General features: G+C 39.5%; 19 protein-coding genes. 2 read left to right on the top strand and 17 right to left on the bottom strand.

The window, feature by feature from the left end; translation table 11 throughout:
• The first annotated feature begins 9 nt into the window (after nucleotides 1-9).
• The gene (locus tag JOOMADRAFT_RS19875; RefSeq protein WP_083833466.1) at nucleotides 10-216 is read left to right on the top strand and encodes a GDCCVxC domain-containing (seleno)protein; all 207 of its coding nucleotides are present in this window, start codon (nucleotides 10-12) and stop codon (nucleotides 214-216) included.
• Entirely contained in the window at nucleotides 216-545 is a 330-nt protein-coding gene (locus JOOMADRAFT_RS09285) for a YnfA family protein (RefSeq protein ID WP_008612768.1), read from the top strand. Before JOOMADRAFT_RS19875 ends, JOOMADRAFT_RS09285 begins: the two co-directional genes overlap by 1 nt.
• 49 nt (nucleotides 546-594) lie before the next feature.
• Here the strand turns inward: JOOMADRAFT_RS09285 and JOOMADRAFT_RS09280 are convergent, their stop codons facing one another.
• The 17 genes from JOOMADRAFT_RS09280 to JOOMADRAFT_RS09200 form a co-directional block, all read right to left on the bottom strand.
• Nucleotides 595-1257 (bottom strand): P-loop NTPase family protein, encoded by a 663-nt coding sequence (locus tag JOOMADRAFT_RS09280; RefSeq protein ID WP_008612767.1) that lies wholly within the window; start codon nucleotides 1255-1257, stop codon nucleotides 595-597.
• Nucleotides 1241-1960, bottom strand: a complete 720-nt coding sequence (locus JOOMADRAFT_RS09275; RefSeq protein ID WP_008612765.1) for a hypothetical protein — start codon at nucleotides 1958-1960, stop codon at nucleotides 1241-1243. Before JOOMADRAFT_RS09275 ends, JOOMADRAFT_RS09280 begins: the two co-directional genes overlap by 17 nt.
• 3 nt (nucleotides 1961-1963) lie before the next feature.
• Nucleotides 1964-2248 carry a helix-turn-helix domain-containing protein gene (locus JOOMADRAFT_RS09270; RefSeq protein WP_008612763.1) on the bottom strand — a complete coding sequence of 95 codons (285 nt, stop codon included), beginning with the start codon at nucleotides 2246-2248 and terminating at the stop codon, nucleotides 1964-1966.
• 295 nt (nucleotides 2249-2543) lie between these two features.
• Complete coding sequence (locus JOOMADRAFT_RS09265) at nucleotides 2544-3395, bottom strand: RteC domain-containing protein (protein ID WP_008612762.1); 852 nt, start codon at nucleotides 3393-3395, stop codon at nucleotides 2544-2546.
• A gap of 78 nt (nucleotides 3396-3473) precedes the next feature.
• Entirely contained in the window at nucleotides 3474-3779 is a 306-nt protein-coding gene (locus JOOMADRAFT_RS09260) for a SpoIIAA family protein (RefSeq protein WP_008612761.1), read from the bottom strand.
• Between the two features lie 183 nt (nucleotides 3780-3962).
• Nucleotides 3963-4595 (bottom strand): hypothetical protein, encoded by a 633-nt coding sequence (locus JOOMADRAFT_RS09255; RefSeq protein ID WP_008612760.1) that lies wholly within the window; start codon nucleotides 4593-4595, stop codon nucleotides 3963-3965.
• 11 nt (nucleotides 4596-4606) lie between these two features.
• A complete protein-coding gene (locus tag JOOMADRAFT_RS09250) occupies nucleotides 4607-5296 on the bottom strand; it encodes a HupE/UreJ family protein (protein ID WP_008612759.1) in 690 nt (229 codons plus the stop codon).
• A gap of 53 nt (nucleotides 5297-5349) precedes the next feature.
• Entirely contained in the window at nucleotides 5350-5562 is a 213-nt protein-coding gene (locus JOOMADRAFT_RS09245) for a hypothetical protein (protein ID WP_008612758.1), read from the bottom strand.
• 50 nt (nucleotides 5563-5612) lie between these two features.
• Entirely contained in the window at nucleotides 5613-6869 is a 1257-nt protein-coding gene (locus JOOMADRAFT_RS09240) for an MFS transporter (RefSeq protein WP_008612757.1), read from the bottom strand.
• 33 nt (nucleotides 6870-6902) lie between these two features.
• Entirely contained in the window at nucleotides 6903-8102 is a 1200-nt protein-coding gene (locus JOOMADRAFT_RS09235; protein WP_008612755.1) for an efflux RND transporter periplasmic adaptor subunit, read from the bottom strand.
• A gap of 32 nt (nucleotides 8103-8134) precedes the next feature.
• Nucleotides 8135-12535, bottom strand: a complete 4401-nt coding sequence (locus tag JOOMADRAFT_RS09230) for a CusA/CzcA family heavy metal efflux RND transporter (RefSeq protein ID WP_008612754.1) — start codon at nucleotides 12533-12535, stop codon at nucleotides 8135-8137.
• Between the two features lie 203 nt (nucleotides 12536-12738).
• Nucleotides 12739-13143, bottom strand: a complete 405-nt coding sequence (locus JOOMADRAFT_RS09225; protein WP_040879647.1) for a hypothetical protein — start codon at nucleotides 13141-13143, stop codon at nucleotides 12739-12741.
• A 239-nt stretch (nucleotides 13144-13382) separates the two neighbouring features.
• Nucleotides 13383-15116 carry an efflux RND transporter periplasmic adaptor subunit gene (locus JOOMADRAFT_RS09220; RefSeq protein WP_008612752.1) on the bottom strand — a complete coding sequence of 578 codons (1734 nt, stop codon included), beginning with the start codon at nucleotides 15114-15116 and terminating at the stop codon, nucleotides 13383-13385.
• 20 nt (nucleotides 15117-15136) lie between these two features.
• Nucleotides 15137-15625, bottom strand: coding sequence for a DUF305 domain-containing protein (locus tag JOOMADRAFT_RS09215; protein ID WP_008612751.1), 489 nt, complete (start codon nucleotides 15623-15625; stop codon nucleotides 15137-15139).
• A gap of 18 nt (nucleotides 15626-15643) precedes the next feature.
• Nucleotides 15644-18370 carry a heavy metal translocating P-type ATPase gene (locus tag JOOMADRAFT_RS09210; RefSeq protein WP_008612750.1) on the bottom strand — a complete coding sequence of 909 codons (2727 nt, stop codon included), beginning with the start codon at nucleotides 18368-18370 and terminating at the stop codon, nucleotides 15644-15646.
• Between the two features lie 77 nt (nucleotides 18371-18447).
• On the bottom strand, nucleotides 18448-19005 hold the full coding sequence (locus JOOMADRAFT_RS09205; RefSeq protein ID WP_008612749.1) for a helix-turn-helix domain-containing protein: 558 nt from the start codon (nucleotides 19003-19005) through the stop codon (nucleotides 18448-18450).
• Nucleotides 19006-19007: 2 nt separating this feature from the next.
• Nucleotides 19008-20237, bottom strand: coding sequence for a permease (locus JOOMADRAFT_RS09200; RefSeq protein ID WP_008612748.1), 1230 nt, complete (start codon nucleotides 20235-20237; stop codon nucleotides 19008-19010).
• Between the last annotated feature and the right edge of the window lie 8 nt (nucleotides 20238-20245).

Below are 20245 nucleotides of genomic sequence, written 5' to 3'. Positions count from 1 at the left end.
AAAAATCGAATGGAAACTATATTAAAATCAGAAATTACCTGTCCAACCTGCGGACATAAAAAAGTGGAAGATATGCCAACAAACGCCTGTCAATTCTTTTACGAGTGTGAGAATTGTAAAACGGTTCTAAAACCAAACGAAGGTAATTGTTGTGTTTATTGCTCTTATGGAACTGTACCTTGTCCGCCAATTCAAGAAAACAAAAGTTGTTGCTAATGCAGATTATTAAATCAATTCCCATATTCATTTTAGCAGGACTTTGCGAAATTGGTGGAGGTTATCTTATTTGGCTATGGTTGAAGGAAGATAAGCCTATTTGGTATGGTTTAATAGGGGCCCTAATTCTTGCATTTTACGGTGTGGTTGCAACTTTGCAAACCGCAAGCTTTGCGAGAGTTTATGCAACTTATGGCGGAGTCTTTATTGTAATGTCACTACTATGGTCGATGAAGTTTGACAATTATTCGCCCGACAAATACGATATAATAGGAGCATTGATTGCACTATTGGGTGTTTGCATTATTTATTATGCACCGAGAAATTGAAAAAAAACAGAAGCAAGTATACTTTGAATAGTGTCAGTTTTTTTCAAATCTATTTCCTTTTATCCCCAGCCTTCTCATCAAAAGCAATCAAATTAAAAAGTTCCCGCATCCGGCTACGAACGCGGTTCCCATAGCGTTCTTCCAGTTCCTCGGCATTTAGGTTGGTAGTGGCGTGGGTCTTGATTTTGTGTTTGGTCTGTAGGAACAGCTCGTATCTGGATAGTAGAACTTCACCCATCACATTCAGATCCTTGCCATAAAACCTTCCGGCAGGTTCTACGCCCAAGTCGTCAAAACAGAAGAATTTCGTGTTTCCATAATCCTCGATGGTTTTAAAACCAAGATGGTTAAAACTGAACACAACATTTCGGCAAGGGATCATTTCATAAGGGCGTTGTAACGGCACTAAATGCCGTAAAAGTTTTAATAAACTCGTTTTACCACACCCTACTGGGCCCGATAACAAAATCCCTTTTTCAACATCGAGATCAAATTTTTGACAGTTTTCTTTATCCTTGATGAAGTAGGAACAGAGTTTCAGTAAAATATCCTTGTCCTCTTCATAGATTTTGAATTTTTTGCCAAAAAGCAATTTGCCCTTGGCATTGAGATAAATCAGGATTTTTGGGAAGTCGTAAAGCACACATTTCCCGTCAAATTTTCCCAGCGAGTATTCCACGCCGCCTTCGGTTATTTTAGAGGGGTTGTCCATAATCTTTGGTTTTAGTGGTTTTGAGGTTGTCCCTATTTTGGGACGCTCCCTTCTTGTTTGGTGTGTTTTCTTCGGCAAACAATTCGGTTCGATCCATCCAATTTGTGGCTAGGGCTCGCCAATCCCTAATTGCTTTTCCATCGCTTGTTTTCCAATCGTTGGCTTCATAATGCGCAAAGAATTTTTTTCCTTCATCAGCATTAAAATCTTTTTCAATAAAAAAATCCAAAACCGCCTGCCTGCCCTTTGGTTGTTTATTAATGTTTACCTGTTTGGTATTGTTTATATTAGATACCAATGCTTGTCCGTTGGTGGGACGGTGCTGGTTCACTACTGGTTCACGTATGGGATGGTACCGTTCCGCAAGCTGTTCCAATTCGGGATTGTACCGTCCCATATCCGGTTCATCACTTGTCCCGATAATGGCCATCTTGATTTTGCTGCCTTTGTACGGATTGTTGGATGGGATATAGGATAGGTAATCCCACGTATCAAGGTCGGTTACGCAGCGATGGTACGTAGATTTTGAACCAATCTTGGCCACGCGCATCAGTTCCCTTCGGTTGACGTAAAACTCATCCGCAAAGCGGCTGCTGTTCCATTCTTGGAACAGGGCCATATACAGGCTAATGTGCGTTGGGTTCAAGCGGTCATCGAAGAAGAATTTTTCAAAAGCCGCATTGAGTAGCTTTATATAATTCATCGCTTAAGAATTTAATCCGTGCTGCACACGGTTTGCGGTCATCACATTCTGGATTTCCTCGGCATCGTAGTAAATGATACCGCCCACTTTGGTGTAGGGTAACGTGCCATTGACGCGAAGATTTTGAAGTGTTCCCGGACTGACCTGAAGCAGTTCCATTACTTCGGAAGATTTCAGATATTTTTTGATTTTCCCTGTGGCTTGTCGGGATAGGAGCTTTTTAATGTCGTCGAGCAATTCCATTTTGAATTCCCGAAGATCGTCTGTGGTAATGATACTTGTTGGCATAATAGAACGGTTTTAAATGAAAAGGGCTATCGCCTCAGTCTAAACTAATTTGATAGCCCTTCGCAGGATTTGACTTTCGTTCTACAAATTTGGGGTGGTTTATTGGGTTTTATTCCCAAGTTACATCCAAGTTGGGTGTTTTTATTTTCTCATTTTCAATGAGTTAAATTGGTTTTATTTGATTGTTTGCCTTTGGAAAGCCAATACCAAATACCATTAAAAAAAATTAATCTTATTTTTTCCCAAGTCGCACCCCACTTGGGAGAAAATTTAACATTTTCAGGATTGATATAAATTAACCGTCAGTTTCTTCCATTCTTTGTAAAAGTGTGGATTTTAGCCTGTCAATAAACTTGGTAGGGTCAATTTTTCGTTCACGTATTTCTAAAAAAGTTCGATAGACATTTCCAAGATTAAGATCAAAAATACTTTCACAAGCAATAGCCATTTCTTTGATTCCGGCAGTTCCACTTTTTATGGCTCCAGAGGCTTGTAAAGCATATATCAATTCGATCAAGTCGGTTTTTGAAGCGGTCCAACTCAGTCGGTCTCCATTGGCTAAAGTGTTTATTTTCCGCGATTTGCCATAAGTTAAATCCCTTAAATCGTCCAGTTCCTGAATGTAGTGGTTGACTAAAAGATCATAGGCCATAATTTTGGCAACGGCATTATCGTGGCTCGTGGAAAATTCTGCATCGGTATAAAAATGCGAGGTGTCTGAAACCAAGCTGATTTTGTCTTTTCCCCGCAAAAAATAGAACTCATCGAGAATGGTTGATCCTTCTCTATAATACTTTATAAAGTCTAAATGGCGGCGATTGCTTTCCTGAAGTTTTTTAATCTCATCGTCTATGAAAAGTTGCTGCGATTTAATGGTTCCGGCAGGCCGGTTAATCAGAAAATTATAAAGTTTAGCATAATATTTCAAGCGACTGTAAACATAGGGCTTATGCTTTTTGAAAAATGTGATTTCTTCCTCTGAATTTTTGAACTCATTTTCACGAACGCATATTCGTAATTTCTGTAAATACTGTCTGGAAATCGAGATTCCCTTTTCAACGATGCTGAAATCATTGAGGTTGGATTCTTCTACGGGTTTCATTTCTTTTTTGTAGTCATCTATTATTCTAAGTAAAAGTTTTTCCAAATCCTATCTGGGTTTATTTGTTAATTTAAATAGACCCACATTGACAAAAACTCTAATCCGGGTTCATAAATAATTCTTTCAAGCTTTCAATTGAATCCACTTTTTAGCCTTTGTATTTTCTTGAATTTCAAAAAATTTAACTTCCGAATCATAAAATTTATTGGTTATTTTTCGAATACTTTCTATAGATTCGTTGTTACAAACGATTGCCATTTTCTTTATATTACTTTGAAATTTGAAACTGATTTCCCGCAACAATTCCTCTATAGCAAATTCATTAACTTCTAAGTACAGCCTGATATCAATCTCTTCCGTAACTTTTGATTTTAAGAAAGTTAGTGCCTGATTGCAATCTTGAAAATCAACCTTTTCCTTGACAATCATATAGACTGCATATTTATTTGAGTAGAGTAATATCAAAATAAGTTCACTTTTAAAATTTAAATATGTTTGAATTGCCGGAATAGCAATAATTTTTTGAAATATGTGGATATGATTTGTGCCTGCTGAATGGAAGGCTATTTCTATTAGGTTGTAGAAATTGACCTTCCATTGCAGGACTTAAAATTATAATGCATACTGACCTTTCAGTCTTAAATTTACTATAACGTCCTCATCACCGGTGTTCCTAAAAAACCATCCGTGTTTTCCTTCATAAGGGGCTAAAAAAGTACCCACCATATTGTTGGAATTGGCAATGGTGTAACTTTCGAAGTAAACTTCCTTTACTTCTTTTTCTTGTTTTACCTCACCGTGAAAATCGAAATAAAGAACCTCACCATTTGCGGTAGTCCATTCGTATTTCATTTTCCCGTATTTAAGCATATTTATTTTGAATTCGATACCTTTCCCTGCTGGAACAACCACTTTGGTTTCATCTTCACGTGAACTTAATTGCGTGGTCGGAGGAGGATTATCAGCCTCTACAGGTCTTTCCACTTTGGGCCCCGAACCTGCTTTTTCGAGTTTGATTATTTGAGTCGAGGGATTTGTTGACATAGCTCCCAAACTAGATGTGCCGGTTTCTTCGGGAACGTAAAGTTTGCTAAATCCCAATAATTTTCCCGCACCCGTGGGATCCATTCCAAATTCTGCCGGTAAAACCGCTATAACCAATAATAGCGCACCGACGATTAGTGAAATGGCGGTTGCTTTTATAATTTTACTTTTTTCCAATACTGGATGTTTCATTTCTGACATAGTTATTTTTTTTAAGATGTAAAGTAGCCTGTTAATTGAAAACCGAGCAATAAAAACCCAGCGGCCATCAAAGCTGTATTCGTAATTGTTGAAAATTTCATAAAACTGCGTTGTCTTCTCCATACGGTTATAAGAATCAACACTACCGCTAAAGCAATAAATTGTCCTATTTCTACACCTATATTGAAACCAATCAGGTTAGTGAAAAGACCTTCTTTATCAAACTTGAATTCTTGCAGTTTACTGGCAAGACCAAAACCGTGAAACAGCCCGAATATTAAAACTGCTGCTTTCGTGTTTGGTTGTTTGCCAAAGAAACGTTTGAAACCTCCCAAATTGTCGAATCCCTTATATACAATAGAGAGCGCAATGATAGCATCTATTAAGTATGCATTAATATTGATGTCGGCTAAAACACCTAATAGTAAAGTGGTACTGTGACCAATTGTAAAAAAGCTAACATACAAAAGCACTTCTTTCGGTTTAAACAAAAAGAAGATAACGCCTACCAAAAATAGTAGATGGTCATAGCCTGTAATCATATGTTTTGCTCCTATGTAAAGAAAGGGGCCAAATGCAACACCACTATTTCCTAATAAAAACGTTTGTGTGTTTTCATCGACACCGTGCGCAAATGCAGTACTACAAAGTGCGCAAACGATGGTCAGTATCAGAAAGGATATTATCTTTTTTATTTTCATAGTAAACTTGATTAAATCCCATCTTGCATTACGCTAAAATGGGATTATAGTTATTAATGGGCGTGCCCGTGAGATTTTACCTGTTCTAAACTATCCATTGTTTTTTTGTGGGCCATTTGGATGCTATCCTGGGTCCTAAGCATTTCTGCATTATTGTCTTTCTTAATCTCATCCTGCGTTGTTGGTCCCATTTTAGTTCTGGGTTCGTCCTTGCAAGATGCCAATAAGGTCATTGTAACGGCTGTAATAAAAAATACTCTTTTCATAATTTATTGATTTTGATATTAGTGATTAAAAAATTTATTATTCTATGTTCTTAATTTAAATTGATTTTAATATTGGGCTTCTCTTTTGGCCTTAACAGTAGAAACATTATCAGTAACAGCGATAATGCCAGGATACCACCGTAGAGAAATTCCTTTTCAGGAAAATTAGTTCCCAATAATCCGGCTATCGGATATGCGATAGCCCACCACAGATGTGAAAATGCAAAATGGGAGCCATATACTTTGCCTTGTTCTTCGTCAGCGATATTTTCACCGATAAGCGTTTCCGAAGGAATTTCTGCAAGACTTTGCCCCAAACCGGCAAAGATCCAGAACACAAAAAGCAAAGAGAAATTCAGGTAGTTTGCGGCACTAATTGACAGTCCCAATACCAGTGCTCCCACTATTAAGGAAACCTGCCTCGATTTGGATTTATCAATAACCCCGGAAACGAAGGCGGCCACCGTTGCGCCAATACCGAAAGCGGCCATAATCAAACCATATTCCCTATCGGTCAGGCTCAATCCACCCTTTACGAGAATGATGGTATTTACCAATATGAAAGCTCCGGCCATCGCCGATACCAGTTCTATGAAAAGGGCAAAACATATATATCTATTTTGAAACAAGAGCTTGGCCCCTTTTGTAACATCTTGCCAGGTAGTAGGGTGTTTCTGTAGAACCTTTTCTTCTTTTGGAGCATTTAAAAAGCTTTTCGGAAGTGTTAGGAGCAAAATCCCTGCGATAATAAATGTTCCCGCATCAACCAGGAATATTTCCCTGGCACCCAACCAAACTGCAAGTATGCCCGCCAGTCCTGGACCCAAAACTCCTAATAACTGATACGTGGCAGCCGATAAACCGATAGCCTGCCGATATAATTTTTTATCTACGATCTGAGGAATCACAGAACGATAGGTAGGGCTAAAAAAGGCATTGAAAACATTCATAAGAAACACCAAAACGTAAATTTGCCATTCGGCGCTAACGAACGGCAGCAAGGCGACAAGCCCCATTCTGATAAAATGGGTCGTGTACAGAATCTTTTTCCGGTCTATGCGGTCTGCAAGCACACCGGCAAATGGAGAAAAGAGGATGAAAGCGGTTACCCGTAAAGTGAGTGCCGTGGCCAAAATTACCGCAGCCCTTCCTTTCCCAAATTGATAGGCCAGTAATGCAAGGCCAACCCAGGTAAAGGCATCCCCCAGCAGGATAATAGTCTGTGCCAGATATACTTTCGCAAACAGCTTGTTTTGCAGTGCCTGAAAGGGTTCTGTTAATTTGGATATGGCCTTGCCGAATTTCATCCTGATATCTTAAAATTATTTTTCAAATTGGGACTATTCTTCTTCTTCCGAATTTCTCAATGCGGACAAAATGGAATAGGCATTCTTGACCACCGGCTTGAAATTGCTGACATCAGCATTTTCAGCAAAGGTTATGGCCGTGTATCCTTCCTGCTCAATTCCTTTTTTTACCTGTTCCAATTTAAAAGTATAAGCATTATCAGATTTTTCGGTTTGAAGGATTATAAAATCCTTTCCTTCATATTGAACAATGGCTTCCGATGGGATCGCCTTTTGCTTATCTGTACCGCTTTCTATCCAGGCTTTCACGTACATTCCCGGTAATATGCCTTTTTTGTCTTCTTTTTTTATATGGCTGTAAACAGGTGTGATGCGATCGTTTCCTGTAGCTTTTCCTATTAAAAAAACTTCTGCTGTACGGTTGAATTTATTATCATTGGCAAGGGAGAATTTTACGGTTTGGCCTACTTCGATTTTTCCCAGATCTTTTTCAAAGGCATTCAATGCCAAATGAATATCCTCCAAATTAACCACTTCAAAGAGCACATCTTGTGGTGACACATAATCACCGATATTCACATTGCTTGTTTTTACAAAACCTGTTATAGGTGCATAAAGGTTTGCTGTCCGTGAAATGTTCCCGTTTTGAACAGATTTTCTACTGATTCCGACAAGCGCAAGTTGTTGTTCGTACGCCTTGACCCGGCCTTGTGTTATTTTATAATCTGAAGAAACCTGTTGGAAAGTTTTTGCAGAATTGATGTCCTCTTCCCTTAATTGTTTTTGTCTATTATATTCTTCTTCAAGAAATTGCAGCTTGCCTAAGCTTTCAAGGTAATCCTGTTGGATTTGGATAAATTCAGGGTTTTCGATCGTTGCCAGGACCTGTCCTTTTTTGACTTCTTCTCCAGGTAACTTTCCGGCGGTTTTTACATACCCACCTAACGGGGCAGATACAGAGGCCATACTTTTGGGTTCCACATCAATAACACCGTTGAGTTTAATAATGTTGCTAAGATTTCTCATTTCGATCTCCCCGGTTTCTATTCCGGCAAGATTGTATTGATCCTTTGTAAAAGTGATCTGTTTGGCCCCGTTTGCAGCAGGCTGTTCTTTTGGCATAGAAGATCCTGCGGAAGTTTCCATTTTTTCTGAATCCTTGTTGCCGCAAGCCACTATAAATAGGGTGGATAAAATGAGCAGTGAAATTTTTGTATTGAATTGAATTTTCATCTTTTTATATTTTAATGGTAGCATTAAGTTTGTTACAGGCCCAATAAGGCTTCGATTACTATGATGGACTGGTTATATTGATAAAGTGTATTTAAATATTCTGTCTGAATACTATTCGCCAAAGTGAGGTTTTGCAGGTATTGGGCATAAGAAACATTACCGCTTTTAAAGCTCTTTTCCGAATTATTAATGATTAGTTCCGCTTGTGGCAGGGCTTCATTTTGATAGTAATTTAAAGTGCCCTGAAGTTTGTAATATTCCTGTAACAAGTTTTGTAACTCGCCTTCCAATTGGGTCTGCTTCAGCTCCATTTGAGACTGGGCGATATCCTCTTCAATTTTTGCCGCGTTGATCTTGGAACGGTGCCCTCCCGGAAAAATAGGGATAGCCACACCTACCTGAAAATAGGAAAACCGATCACCACTATCATATTGAATGTCCTGACCATCTATAAATTGATCCCCTACAAAGGTTTGGCTGTTATAACCGAACATAAGGTCAGGTAATACTTTGTTCCTTTCCACGTTGGTCTCCCGTTTCCTTACGGCCAATTGTTGTTTTAAATAAACGTACAAGGGACTTTGCTCCACGGATTGGCTTTCGATATCCAAATCAATCTCCCGGGGAACCAGTTCAGCATCAGCAACACTAATATTATCATTGGTTTTCAAGACTACCTGTAACCGTTTATTGGCAATTCTCAAATCGGCCTCGTTCTGTTGAAGCTTGTTCTTTATTTGCATCGATTGTGTTGCCGAGGTCACACTTTCCAGCTTTGTGGATTCGCCGGTTTTATAACGCATCGAGCTGGATCTGTCAAGGTTGCTGTACAGGCTATCTTGGCGCTGTAGCAATTGTTTATTTTCCATTAAGAACACATACCTTAAATAGGCAACTTTTACGTCGGCAATCAGTTCATTTTCGGCTATGGCCTTAAGTTGTTCACTACTTTTGACCCTGGCTTTTGCCAACTTGAACTGACTAGTGTAAACTGTAGGAAAATTGATCCGCTGGATAACTCCATATGAATTATCCTTTATTGTGGGTGTGTTAAATTCGCCACTTGAATAGGAAAATTCTGTTTTGGGAATGGTTATCGCACCGTACTTTCCTGTTTCCTCAACATCTATGTCATATTGTGCGATCTTAATACGGTTATTATTCTGAAGTGCAATTTCAATGGCTTGCTGTAAAGTAAGTTCCCGCTCCTGCACCTGATCCATTTCTTGTGCTTGAAGTTGCATCGCCGGAAAGAACATTCCTCCAATTACAACTAAAACAGTGGAAATTTTCTTTCTTTTTAAATTCAATTTTAGCTTTCCTTCCGTAAAATATATATACAGGACAGGAAGCACGATTAGGGTTAATGCCGTAGCCGTAATTAGCCCACCTATTACCACCGTGGCCAATGGCCGCTGTACCTCTGCACCGGATGATGTGGCCAATGCCATTGGCAAGAATCCAAGGGCAGCTACGGTAGCGGTCATTAATACGGGTCTGAGTCTCACGCGTGTACCTTTAAGAACACGTTCATAAGTATCTGTGACCCCTTCTTCTTTTAGCCTGTTAAATTCTGCAATAAGCACTATTCCATTTAAAACAGCAATTCCAAACAAGGCAATAAAACCAACTCCGGCCGAAATACTAAATGGCATACCACGAAGAAGCAGCGCAAACACGCCACCAATAGCAGATAAAGGTATGGCCGTAAAAATGAGTAAACTTTGTTTTATAGAGCCAAAAGCAAAATAGAGCAGTATTAGGATTAATAGTAAAGCTACAGGTAGTGCGATCATTAACCGTTGATTGGCCTCTTTCAGGTTCTGAAATTGTCCGCCGTAGGTTACATAATAACCTGGTGGCATATCAACATTAGTAGCCATAATCTGCTTGATGTCCTCAATAATACTTTGAACATCCCTATCACGTACATTAAAGCCAACCATAACCCGACGTTTTGCATTATCCCGTTGTATTTGGACGGGGCCGGGCTCAAAGGATACATTGGCAACCTCACTGAGCGGGATTTGTTGGCCTTCGGGAGTACCTATGTATAGATTTTCAACATCTGTTATATCGCCACGGCTTTCTTCTTGCAGACGTACTACGAGATCGAAACGCCTTTCCCCTTCAAATACCATTCCCGCCGATTTTCCGGCAAAACCGGTTTCAATGGCGTTATTTATATCGGCCACATTCAAGCCATATTGCGCAATTTTATCACGGTTTAATTTGATCTTGATTTGAGGTAAACCCGTAATCTCCTCCACATATAAATCGTTGACCCCTTCTACAGATTTTATTTTCTGTCCCACTTCATTGGCCAAATCTGAAAGCGTGGACAATTCTTCCCCATAAATCTTCAGTACCACATCTTGTTTTGCCCCGGTCAATAATTCATTAAAACGCATCTGTATGGGTTGTTGAAAACTAAAGGTAGCGTTAGGAATAACTGATAAAGATTCCTGCATTTCCGCTATCAAACCTTCCCTACCATCGGCACTTGTCCAGTCGTCTTTCGGGCTCAGGATCACCATCATATCGCCGGCCTCAATGGGCATAGGGTCTGTTGGGATTTCCCCAGAACCAATTTTATTGACCACTTGTGTTACTTCGTCCGGATATTCCTTTAATAAAATGGTCTGCGCTTTTTGGGAAACATCGATCAACTGCTGAACGGAACTTCCCACAGGTACTCTGGTTTCCACCGCAAAATCCCCTTCGTCCAATTGAGGAATAAATTCGCCACCCATATAGGAAAACATTATTAGCGTAATAATGAATAAACCTATTGCCAATCCAAGGACCAAAAGCTTCGCGCGAAGGGCAGCTTCTATAATGGGGCTATAAATACGCTGGAAAAAATCCATCATTTTATCGGAAAAATTCCTCTTATGTGCTGTTTTGCGGCCCAATGCAAGGGCAGACATCATCGGAACGTATGTAAGCGATAATATCAATGCCCCCAGAATAGCAAACATCACCGCTTGTGCCATTGGGTGGAACATTTTTCCTGCGACCCCGCTCAAAGCCAAAATAGGCAGGTAAACGATGAGTATGATGATTTGTCCAAAGGCAGCGGAATTCATCATTTTACCTGCTGAGCTTTTTACTTCAACATCCATTTGTCCAGAAGACAACTTTTCAACCCCGGCATACTTCTTTTTACCGCTATGAATACCGAACATTACAGATTCAACAATGATCACCGCCCCATCTACAATAAGGCCAAAATCTATCGCACCCAGGCTCATCAGGTTACCCGCGACCCCAAAGAGGTTCATCATTGCTATTGCAAATAACATTGAGAGCGGTATCACCGATGCTACCACCAAGCCACCACGTAGGTTACCCAAGAAGAGTATCAAAACAAAAATAACGATCAATGCACCTTCTACAAGGTTTGTGGTCACGGTGCCGATTGCACGATCCACAAGATGTTTCCGATCTAGAAAGGGCTCAATGGTCACCCCTTCGGGAAGGGTTTGCTTAATTTGTTCAATTTTTTCCTTTACATCGGAAATAACTGCGGAAGAGTTTGCTCCTTTGAGCATCATTACAATTCCCGTGACCACTTCGCCTTCACCGTTGCGGGTTGCAGCACCATAACGGATCCCGTGGCCAAACTGTACTTTGGCGACATCCCTTATCAGTATGGGGGTTCCATTACTTTCCCTGACAACTATCTTATTTATTTCATCCAGATTGTTGACCAAGCCCTCACTTCTAATAAAGTATGCATTGGGGCCTTTATCAATATAAGCCCCGCCCGTATTCTGGTTGTTCATTTCAAGTGCCGTAAAAATATCTTCAATGGTTATATCCATACTTTGAAGCTTATTGGGGTCTATGGCAATTTCATATTGCTTTACAAAGCCACCAAAACCGCTCACTTCGGCAACTCCTTTCGTTCCCAATAACTGCCGTTTAATGATCCAATCCTGTATCGTTCGCAGTTCGGTAACATCGTATTGGTCTTCATAACCTTCTTCGGGAAGTACGGTGTATTGGTATATTTCCCCAAGTCCTGTTGTGACCGGTGCCATTTCAGGTTTTCCCACGCCTTCCGGGATTTCGTCTGCTGCGGATGATAGGCGTTCTTGCACTTGCTGCCGTGCCCAATACAGATCGGTATCTTCCTCAAAAACGATGGTTACTATGGAAAGCCCAAACCGGGAAAATGACCGCATATCCTTTATTTCAGGGATACTTACCATTGTCTGTTCGACCGGAAAAGTAACAAGCTGTTCGACCTCTTGCGCGGCAAGGGTGGGGGAAACGGTTATGACCATTACCTGATTATCTGTAATATCCGGTACGGCGCTTATGGGCAGTTTGGTAAGTGAATAGGTTCCCCACCCAATAAGGAACAAGGTTAATATTCCGACAACAAGCTTATTGTTGATCGAAAATTGAATGATTTTATCTAACATTATAGTAGAAGAATTTTAAAATGGAAAAACGAAAATAGAAATCACCAAGAGCTGAGTTTATAAACCTTTTTAAAAAAAGTGCTTATATTTTTTTAATGCTAAAGATGAATATAGTTATGACAAAAGAGTATTACATAACTAAATCGTGATATAGGTAGTATCAAGTTCAATTGAGACTTGAATATAAATATCACTTTAGGGAATTAACAAGAAGGAGGTCCCCGAAGGGTATAGGAGGAAAATGTTGAAAAATATGGAATTATGGGACAATCCCGAAAGCGTTGCTTTTCAAGGTTTGTATGCCAAATAAATTGATTTTCTATATCAACTATTAAAGCGGTATTTTGAAGGATTTTAGTTTTAAAGTTAAGGTTTTTAGCCGTTCCAACTACATATTTTAGAGTCCTTTCATTAGAAGTATGCTGAAAGTGTTCAAATATATGACCTAGTTCTAAATGTTCTTGAGCTATTTGTTGAGAACCTGTTGTTGAAGCAATAGAAAAAGAAATCTGTTTGCCATCAGAGGATATGTCATTATGAGGCACGATGTCGTGACCTATCATAATGAAGGCTGCCGTAAAGAATAATATATTTCTAAATAGCTTCAAAAATTTGATTCTAAAATTTCTTTGCGAAAATAGCGATAAGTTTTTTCTTAAAAAAACAGAAAAGGTATTTTTAGTGAGTAAAAATTTCTCTCAAAACTGATCAAGGTGTATGCCTTCACTGAATAAAATCCGAATCATTGAAAAGTTATACTATACTTTTGGGTTTAAGAATTTACGCTTGGCAGGTTGATTAGAAGATTAACGTTTTGCTTATTCGACGTCTTATTCTGAATTATCTATTACAAAGAATCAATTGTACTCCCACAGGTCATCATCTGCTCTCCATAATATGGATTGCGGATTTCTTTATTGGTGCTTAGCCAAAATGCACCTTTGTTATTATTGGCCATAGGACATTTTTGAATCAATATTTGAGGATCGATATTCTTAATATTCATTACAAGGGGCACCATATTTTGATTCAATACAACAAAATGATCTCTTTGATTTTTGATGTTGTCCGCTTCATTAATAGCAATTAGCATTCGCTTGATTTTGGAAATGTGGGATTGTTCCATTTTCCCCAAATCCCTTTCTGGTATCAATTTTAGTTGCTCCAATGTAGTTTTGGCGGAAGCAGAAACATCGGCAATATTCCCTTCCACAAATGCATCTTTCATATTTAGATATGGTTTTAAGCTTTTCTCAATCGTCTTTTGCGCTTCTTGAGACAGTTCCATCTTCATTTCTGGTATCGTGGTTTCATCCTCAACATTGTCTTGGTTCATCATTGATTTTTTACCGCGTAACTGCGCAGCTGCATCTACCGTAAATGTACCATTGGTTACGATTTCATCACCATTTTCAAGACCATCTATTATGGTATAGGTTTCACCGTTTCTATTCCCTATGGTTACTTCCCGCATTTCAAAAACAGGTTCGTCAGGATTGGTTTTTACGTACACCACCGAACGTTCTCCTGTCCACATTACCGCAGATGCTGGAACAACAAGTTGCTGTTTCTTGGAAGCACTAACACCCTCTATGTTTCCAGCAACAAACATTCCCGGTTTTAAAAGGTTGTTATTATTTTGTATGGTAGCCCGTACCGTTACCACTCTGGTTTGGGTGTTTAATACCGGGTCAATAAAAGAGATGATAGCATCAAATTCCTTATTGGGATAGGCATTGGTGGTCATTTTTATTTCTTGCCCTTTTTTAAATTGAGAAATTTGGTTTTCATAGGCGTCAAACTCTGCCCAAACAGAGTTTAGGTTGCTTAATTTTAAAATAGGCTGACCCTGTTTTACGTAATCGCCTTCTTCCACCATTTTCTCGGAAACTGTTCCAGAAACCGTGGCATAAATCGGGAAATTTTCAAGTACTTTGCCTGATTCTTCAATACTGTTGATTTGGCCTTCAGAAAGTTTCCAAAGCTTTAATTTATTCCTTACAGATTTATAAAGTGCCGGTTGGCTTTCTTTAAGCGATGCAGTTGTAATAAGCTCCTGTTGTGCTGCGACAAGATTGGGCGCATATATGGTTGCCAAGAGCTGTCCCTTCCGGACTTCCTGTCCTTCATAACTTACATTGAGGCGTTCTATCCTTCCGTCGAAGTAGCTTGCCTGAACGGAATTTGCTTCTTCATTTTCTACAATTTTTCCGGTAAGCGAAATGGTGTTCCCATTTTTCCCTTCTGCATTCCCAACCCTACTGGTTTGAATATTTGCTAACGCCATTGCATTTTTTGTCATTTTAAACTGGTCGGCTGCAAGACCATCCGCACTCGATTCTGCCGGAATCAAATCCATCCCACAAATGGGGCAGTCACCGGGTTCGGGCTGCATAATCTGAGGGTGCATTGAGCACGTCCACATTCCTTCTGCGGTTTCAGCGGAATGATCGTGATCATCTGACATAGTTGACACGTCCTTAACCGCCATTGATTTATCTACCGATGTTCCAAAAATGAGCCAACCCGCAAGCAGTCCTACGAGTACTGCAATGCCTATATATATTAGGTTCTTATTCATAACTTATTTCCTTAGTTTATTTATTCATTATTTTCCAATCGCTTGATATATGCTTTCATTTCAGCGATTTCTTTTTCCTGTGCCTTAATAATCCCATCTGCCAATTTCCTTACTTTAGGATCTTTGATCGCGGCTCTTTTACTGGTAAGTATGGCTATGGAATGATGGGGGATCATAGCTTTCATATAAAGCACATCTCCAATCGGTTTTTGGGTACGTACCAAAGACAGGGCACCAATAAAAAGTACTAGGCTGCCGAGATAAATTGCGATATTCTTTTTTCTGTTTTTATACATTTGGTGCATCAAGGAAAGCATAATTACCGCCATTGCCGAAATCCCCAAACAAGCCATATAAAACCGTGTAAGGCTGAAATAGACGTGGTTCCACTCATAGGTGTTCAAATACATTGTAATGTACATTGCTATAAATGAAAGCACCAGCATCACTATAAATTTGCCATAGTTGCTTTTCTTCGTTCCGATGTTATTTTTTTCAGTTGAATTCATTTTTTTATAATTTATTGGTTAGTTGATAGATTTTGTTCGTAATCTGAGTGCATTTCCTATAACGGAAACCGAACTGAAGCTCATTGCCAAGGCCGCAATCATAGGGGATAATAAAATTCCAAGGAAAGGGTAAAGTAAACCAGCGGCTATGGGGATTCCCAAGGTGTTATAGATGAGGGCGAAAAACAGGTTTTCCTTAATGTTTTTCATAACCGCATCGCTCAAATTCCTTGCTTTTACGATACCGTGCAGATCGCCTTTGACCAATGTGATCATTGCGCTTTCAATCGCCACATCTGTTCCCGTTCCCATTGCAATCCCCACATCACTTTTGGCCAAAGCAGGTGCATCGTTGATACCGTCGCCTGCCATTGCAACTACTTTGCCTTCGTTTTGCAGTTTTTCCACTTCCTGCAATTTATTTTCTGGGAGCATTCCTGCCTTAAAATCAGCGAGATTGAGTTCGCTTGCCACGGCTTGTGCGGTGTCGTGATTATCGCCCGTCAACATTATTACCGCGATACCCTTATCTTGCAGTTCTTTAATGGCCTTGGCACTTGTCTTTTTAATTTTATCGCCTATCATTACGTAACCCGAAACTTTACCTTCTATCGCCAAATATGAAACTGTTTTTCCTTGTTTCTGAAAAGATTGTACTTCGGCTTCCATTTCTGTTGAGATAGTTGCATTAGCGTACTCCATCATTTTTGCATTTCCCAGATCGAGCTTTTTCCCATCAACCGTTCCTTCTACTCCTTTTCCTGTTACTGCGCTAAAGTTTTCGGTTTTAGAGAATTCGGTATTTTGCTCTTTTCCGTATTTTACAGTCGCTTCTGCAAGTGGGTGCTCACTGGAACTGTTTAGGGAAGCGATGAATTTTAGAATTTCATTTTCGGAAAAATTTGAACCAAAAACACCTATTTTTTCGACGGTAGGTTTTCCTTCTGTAATCGTTCCTGTTTTATCTACGATAAGGGTATTCACCTTGTCCATTTTCTCCAGCGCTTCAGCATTTTTTATTAATACCCCATTTTGCGCTCCTTTGCCAACCGCTACCATTATAGACATTGGCGTAGCCAATCCTAATGCACAGGGACACGCAATAATAAGCACTGCAATGGCATTGACCAAGGCATATACATAAGCTGGATTTGGTCCCCATATCGCCCAAACTGCAAAAGTAATTAAGGAAATTAGAACCACTACTGGAACAAAATAACCGGAAACCGTATCAGCTAATTTCTGAATAGGCGCACGACTGCGGCTCGCATCATTTACCATATGTATAATTTGGGAAAGTAAGGTGTCGCTACCCACTTTTTCGGCTTTCATCAAGAAAGATTGATTGCCATTTATGGTTCCACTGCTTACCTTATCATTTTCAGCTTTATCAACTGGAATAGGCTCTCCCGAGATCATAGATTCATCTACAGTTGTATTTCCTTCTGTAATTACGCCATCCACGGGAATTTTATCACCTGGTTTAACTCTTAGGATATCCTCTTTTTCAATCTGGTCAATAGAAACTTCTTTTTCGTTACCGTTTACCACACGCACCGCTTTATTAGGTGCCAATTTTAGTAATTCCTTGACTGCGGAATTGGTTTTACTATGTGCACGGGCTTCCAATACTTGTCCCATTAATACTAATGTGAGGATTACGGTAGCAGCTTCAAAATAAACGTGTACTGCGCCAGAATCCGTTTTAAATTGTTCGGGGAAGAAATCTGGAAAGAACATCCCCAATACACTGAAAAGCCACGCGACGCCCGCCCCTATGCCAATAAGCGTAAACATATTCAAATTCCACGTTTTGATACTGCGGTAAGCGCGTTCAAAAAACATCCACGTAGCATAGAATACTACAGGAATGGATAAACCAAACTGAACCCAGTTCCACCATTTCTGTTCCATCAAATCGTACAATGGATTATTTGGAATCATTTCGCTCATTGCCATTAAGAAAATGGGCAATGTAAAACCCAGTGCTATCCAGAATTTTTTAAGCAGTTTTTTGTAGGTCTTTTCTTCAGAAGAAAGATCTGGTTCCATCGGGACGAGATCCATCCCACAAATAGGACAGGCACCCGCTTCGTCCTTTACGATTTCAGGGTGCATCGGGCAGGTCCATTGATCACCTGAAGTAGCAAATAAATTTTGTTCTTCGACCAAATCCATCCCACATACTGGACAATCACCCGGTTTGTCATAGGTCTTATCATCCTCGCAATGCATTGGGCAATAGAACGCGCCCGTTCCTTTGCCTTTTGGCTTTTCAATCTTTTCCTTGGTAGGTTCAGGACGCTGACCTGCTTTGTAAATAGTATAACCGCCACCATCTTTCTTTAGGATATCCTGAAATTTCTCTATTGATATTTCAGATTTCATATCAACAACCGCCTCGGCTTTTTCCAAGCTTACAGATACGTTTACAACATCATTTACTTTGGAAAGTGTATCTTCAACGTGAGACCTGCAACCGTTGCAGGTCATTCCATTAATCGGGTAGGTGCGCGTCTTTATACCATTGGCTTTAACTGGATGTATATGGTATTTGCTTTTCTTTTTTTGTACCGCTTCTTCAAATTTATCTATTGAGATGTGGTTTTGCATTTCAATGGTTGCAGTTGATGCATCTAAGTCTATATCAACATCGATAACATCTCGAACATCGCACAAGGCTGATTTAACGTTTCTCATACAACCCTTACAGGTCATTCCTTCAATTTGATATGTATGTTTCATCTTAAAAACTATTTAATGTTAAGGTGAACAAGTTATGCAGCTTTCAAGGTGGAAGCTTTGATAATTCAGGTTAATTCTTATACAATTCTATCCAGCGTCCTACGATTCCATTTTTGTAGTTTTCTGTATTGGGTCATCGACATCCCCGTCATATTTTTAAATTGTTTTGCGAGATGGCTTCCACTATTATAATCCAAGAAATATGCTATTTCAGCAAAAGTCTTATTACCCATTTGCAATAGTTCTTTTGTTTTTTCTACTTTCAGTTTTATTAGATATTTTTCGACTGTAATTCCTGTTGAAACACTGAAAGACTTGCTAATGACAGAGTAATCAACATTGAGTTCATTGGAAAGGAAAGTGGACGTCTTTTCGTTTAAGCCTTGGAGGCTTTCGACTTTCTTTATCAAAGCTGTTTTGACATTCTCTACTAGAACGGAAGTATTACTATCAATAACTTCAAATCCATTACGTTCTGCTATCTCTTTTAAAACACTTTGACTAACTGACGCTTCATCCATAACAATTAATTCGCCCAATTCAATAGATAAAATATCTATTCCTGCTTGCTTTAATTCTTGTTTTAGGACCGTTTTGCAACGGTCGCAAACCATATTTTTCAGTTTAACCTTCATATCTATTGGATTAAAAATTTTACAGCCAATCCTCCCGCAATCCATATATAACTGATAAAGGCCGCATATTTTAAGATGTTTTCGAGCAATTGGCTTTTTGGAGCCATTTCACCCATTTTGCTGTCCACATCCTTCTTTTTGAAAAAGCCCAGATAAATCAAGTATCCTGATATAATCAGAAAAGCAAGATTTAGGTAAAAGGTATAGTTGATCTTAAAATATTCGCTATCCTGAACCTGTACCTGTGATGGATCTGGTAAAAGGCTCATCAAGTCAAAAGAATAGTGCAAAATAAGTGAGGCTCCAATTAACGAAGTAAATAGTAAGAAGAGAATAAATAATGACATTTTCCAACCGTAGTACTTCGCATTGATCCTTAAAATTGGAAAAACGACCAGATCACTGAAAATAAAGGCCATTACCCCCGCAAAACTGACCCCTTTTCCGAAGAGCAAAGCAGCCAAGGGAATATTGCCCATAGACCCTATAAATGTTACAAACGCTGCAACGGGGCCAACTATAATGTGTTCCAGAATTTCAAAAAAAGAAAAGTCCGTATTTCCCTGACCGCTCCCAATAAAGAGGGTCTGAAACCACGCATCAGGTACAAATGCCGCAACAATACCGGCAATGGTAAAGCCCACGGTTACATCTTTCCAGACCATTTGCCATTCCATCTTATATTTCTTGCCCACTTTTGCCCAAGAATCTTCTTTTTGCATCTGCTTTTTCCAATCCTTGGAGTCGTCCATTCCTGAATCTCCGTCCTCTTTTTCAAGATTTTTTCTTGCCTTGTCAATAAGCTTTTTGGGATTGATGAGCCGTATTAAAATCCAGCTGATCCCTATCAATAAAATTCCCCCGGCATATTCGCCCACTACGAACTGCCATCCCAAAAAGATGGAAATGATGATCCCAAGCTCAATGACGAGATTGGTCGAAGCCAATAAAAACGCAATGGACGATATAAAACTAGCTCCTTTTTTGAAAAGGGATTTTGTGGATGCAAGTGCCGCAAAGCTGCACGAACTGCTTATAAATCCAAAAAACGTACCCAGCAATACACCCTTGGATTCTGCACCGCCCATTGTTTTTTGCATCCGTTTTTCTGTAACGAAAATCTGGATCATACTACTGATGATGTAGCCCAATACGAATGCCCACAAGGCCATCCAGAAAAATCCGGTGGTGGTATATGCGGCTTCGCCCCATTGTTTTAAAAAATCGTTCATATATTATT

It is taken from the genome of Galbibacter orientalis DSM 19592, from assembly GCF_000260115.1.
In the GTDB taxonomy this organism is placed as follows: domain Bacteria; phylum Bacteroidota; class Bacteroidia; order Flavobacteriales; family Flavobacteriaceae; genus Galbibacter; species Galbibacter orientalis.
This window is presented reverse-complemented; position numbering and strand designations above follow the sequence as displayed.

Excerpts from the sequence above, each read along its gene's own strand:
- JOOMADRAFT_RS09260 (WP_008612761.1), bottom strand. The coding sequence starts at position 3,779 with ATGATTGTCAAGGAAAAGGTTGATTTTCAAGATTGCAATCAGGCACTA.
- JOOMADRAFT_RS09235 (WP_008612755.1), bottom strand. The coding sequence starts at position 8,102 with ATGAAAATTCAATTCAATACAAAAATTTCACTGCTCATTTTATCCACC.
- JOOMADRAFT_RS19875 (WP_083833466.1), top strand. The coding sequence starts at position 10 with ATGGAAACTATATTAAAATCAGAAATTACCTGTCCAACCTGCGGACAT.
- JOOMADRAFT_RS09245 (WP_008612758.1), bottom strand. The coding sequence starts at position 5,562 with ATGAAAAGAGTATTTTTTATTACAGCCGTTACAATGACCTTATTGGCA.
- JOOMADRAFT_RS09230 (WP_008612754.1), bottom strand. The coding sequence starts at position 12,535 with ATGTTAGATAAAATCATTCAATTTTCGATCAACAATAAGCTTGTTGTC.
- JOOMADRAFT_RS09215 (WP_008612751.1), bottom strand. The coding sequence starts at position 15,625 with ATGAATTCAACTGAAAAAAATAACATCGGAACGAAGAAAAGCAACTAT.
- JOOMADRAFT_RS09270 (WP_008612763.1), bottom strand. The coding sequence starts at position 2,248 with ATGCCAACAAGTATCATTACCACAGACGATCTTCGGGAATTCAAAATG.
- JOOMADRAFT_RS09280 (WP_008612767.1), bottom strand. The coding sequence starts at position 1,257 with ATGGACAACCCCTCTAAAATAACCGAAGGCGGCGTGGAATACTCGCTG.
- JOOMADRAFT_RS09210 (WP_008612750.1), bottom strand. The coding sequence starts at position 18,370 with ATGAAACATACATATCAAATTGAAGGAATGACCTGTAAGGGTTGTATG.
- JOOMADRAFT_RS09250 (WP_008612759.1), bottom strand. The coding sequence starts at position 5,296 with ATGAAAATAAAAAAGATAATATCCTTTCTGATACTGACCATCGTTTGC.
- JOOMADRAFT_RS09255 (WP_008612760.1), bottom strand. The coding sequence starts at position 4,595 with ATGTCAGAAATGAAACATCCAGTATTGGAAAAAAGTAAAATTATAAAA.
- JOOMADRAFT_RS09275 (WP_008612765.1), bottom strand. The coding sequence starts at position 1,960 with ATGAATTATATAAAGCTACTCAATGCGGCTTTTGAAAAATTCTTCTTC.
- JOOMADRAFT_RS09220 (WP_008612752.1), bottom strand. The coding sequence starts at position 15,116 with ATGAATAAGAACCTAATATATATAGGCATTGCAGTACTCGTAGGACTG.
- JOOMADRAFT_RS09205 (WP_008612749.1), bottom strand. The coding sequence starts at position 19,005 with ATGAAGGTTAAACTGAAAAATATGGTTTGCGACCGTTGCAAAACGGTC.
- JOOMADRAFT_RS09240 (WP_008612757.1), bottom strand. The coding sequence starts at position 6,869 with ATGAAATTCGGCAAGGCCATATCCAAATTAACAGAACCCTTTCAGGCA.
- JOOMADRAFT_RS09200 (WP_008612748.1), bottom strand. The coding sequence starts at position 20,237 with ATGAACGATTTTTTAAAACAATGGGGCGAAGCCGCATATACCACCACC.
- JOOMADRAFT_RS09285 (WP_008612768.1), top strand. The coding sequence starts at position 216 with ATGCAGATTATTAAATCAATTCCCATATTCATTTTAGCAGGACTTTGC.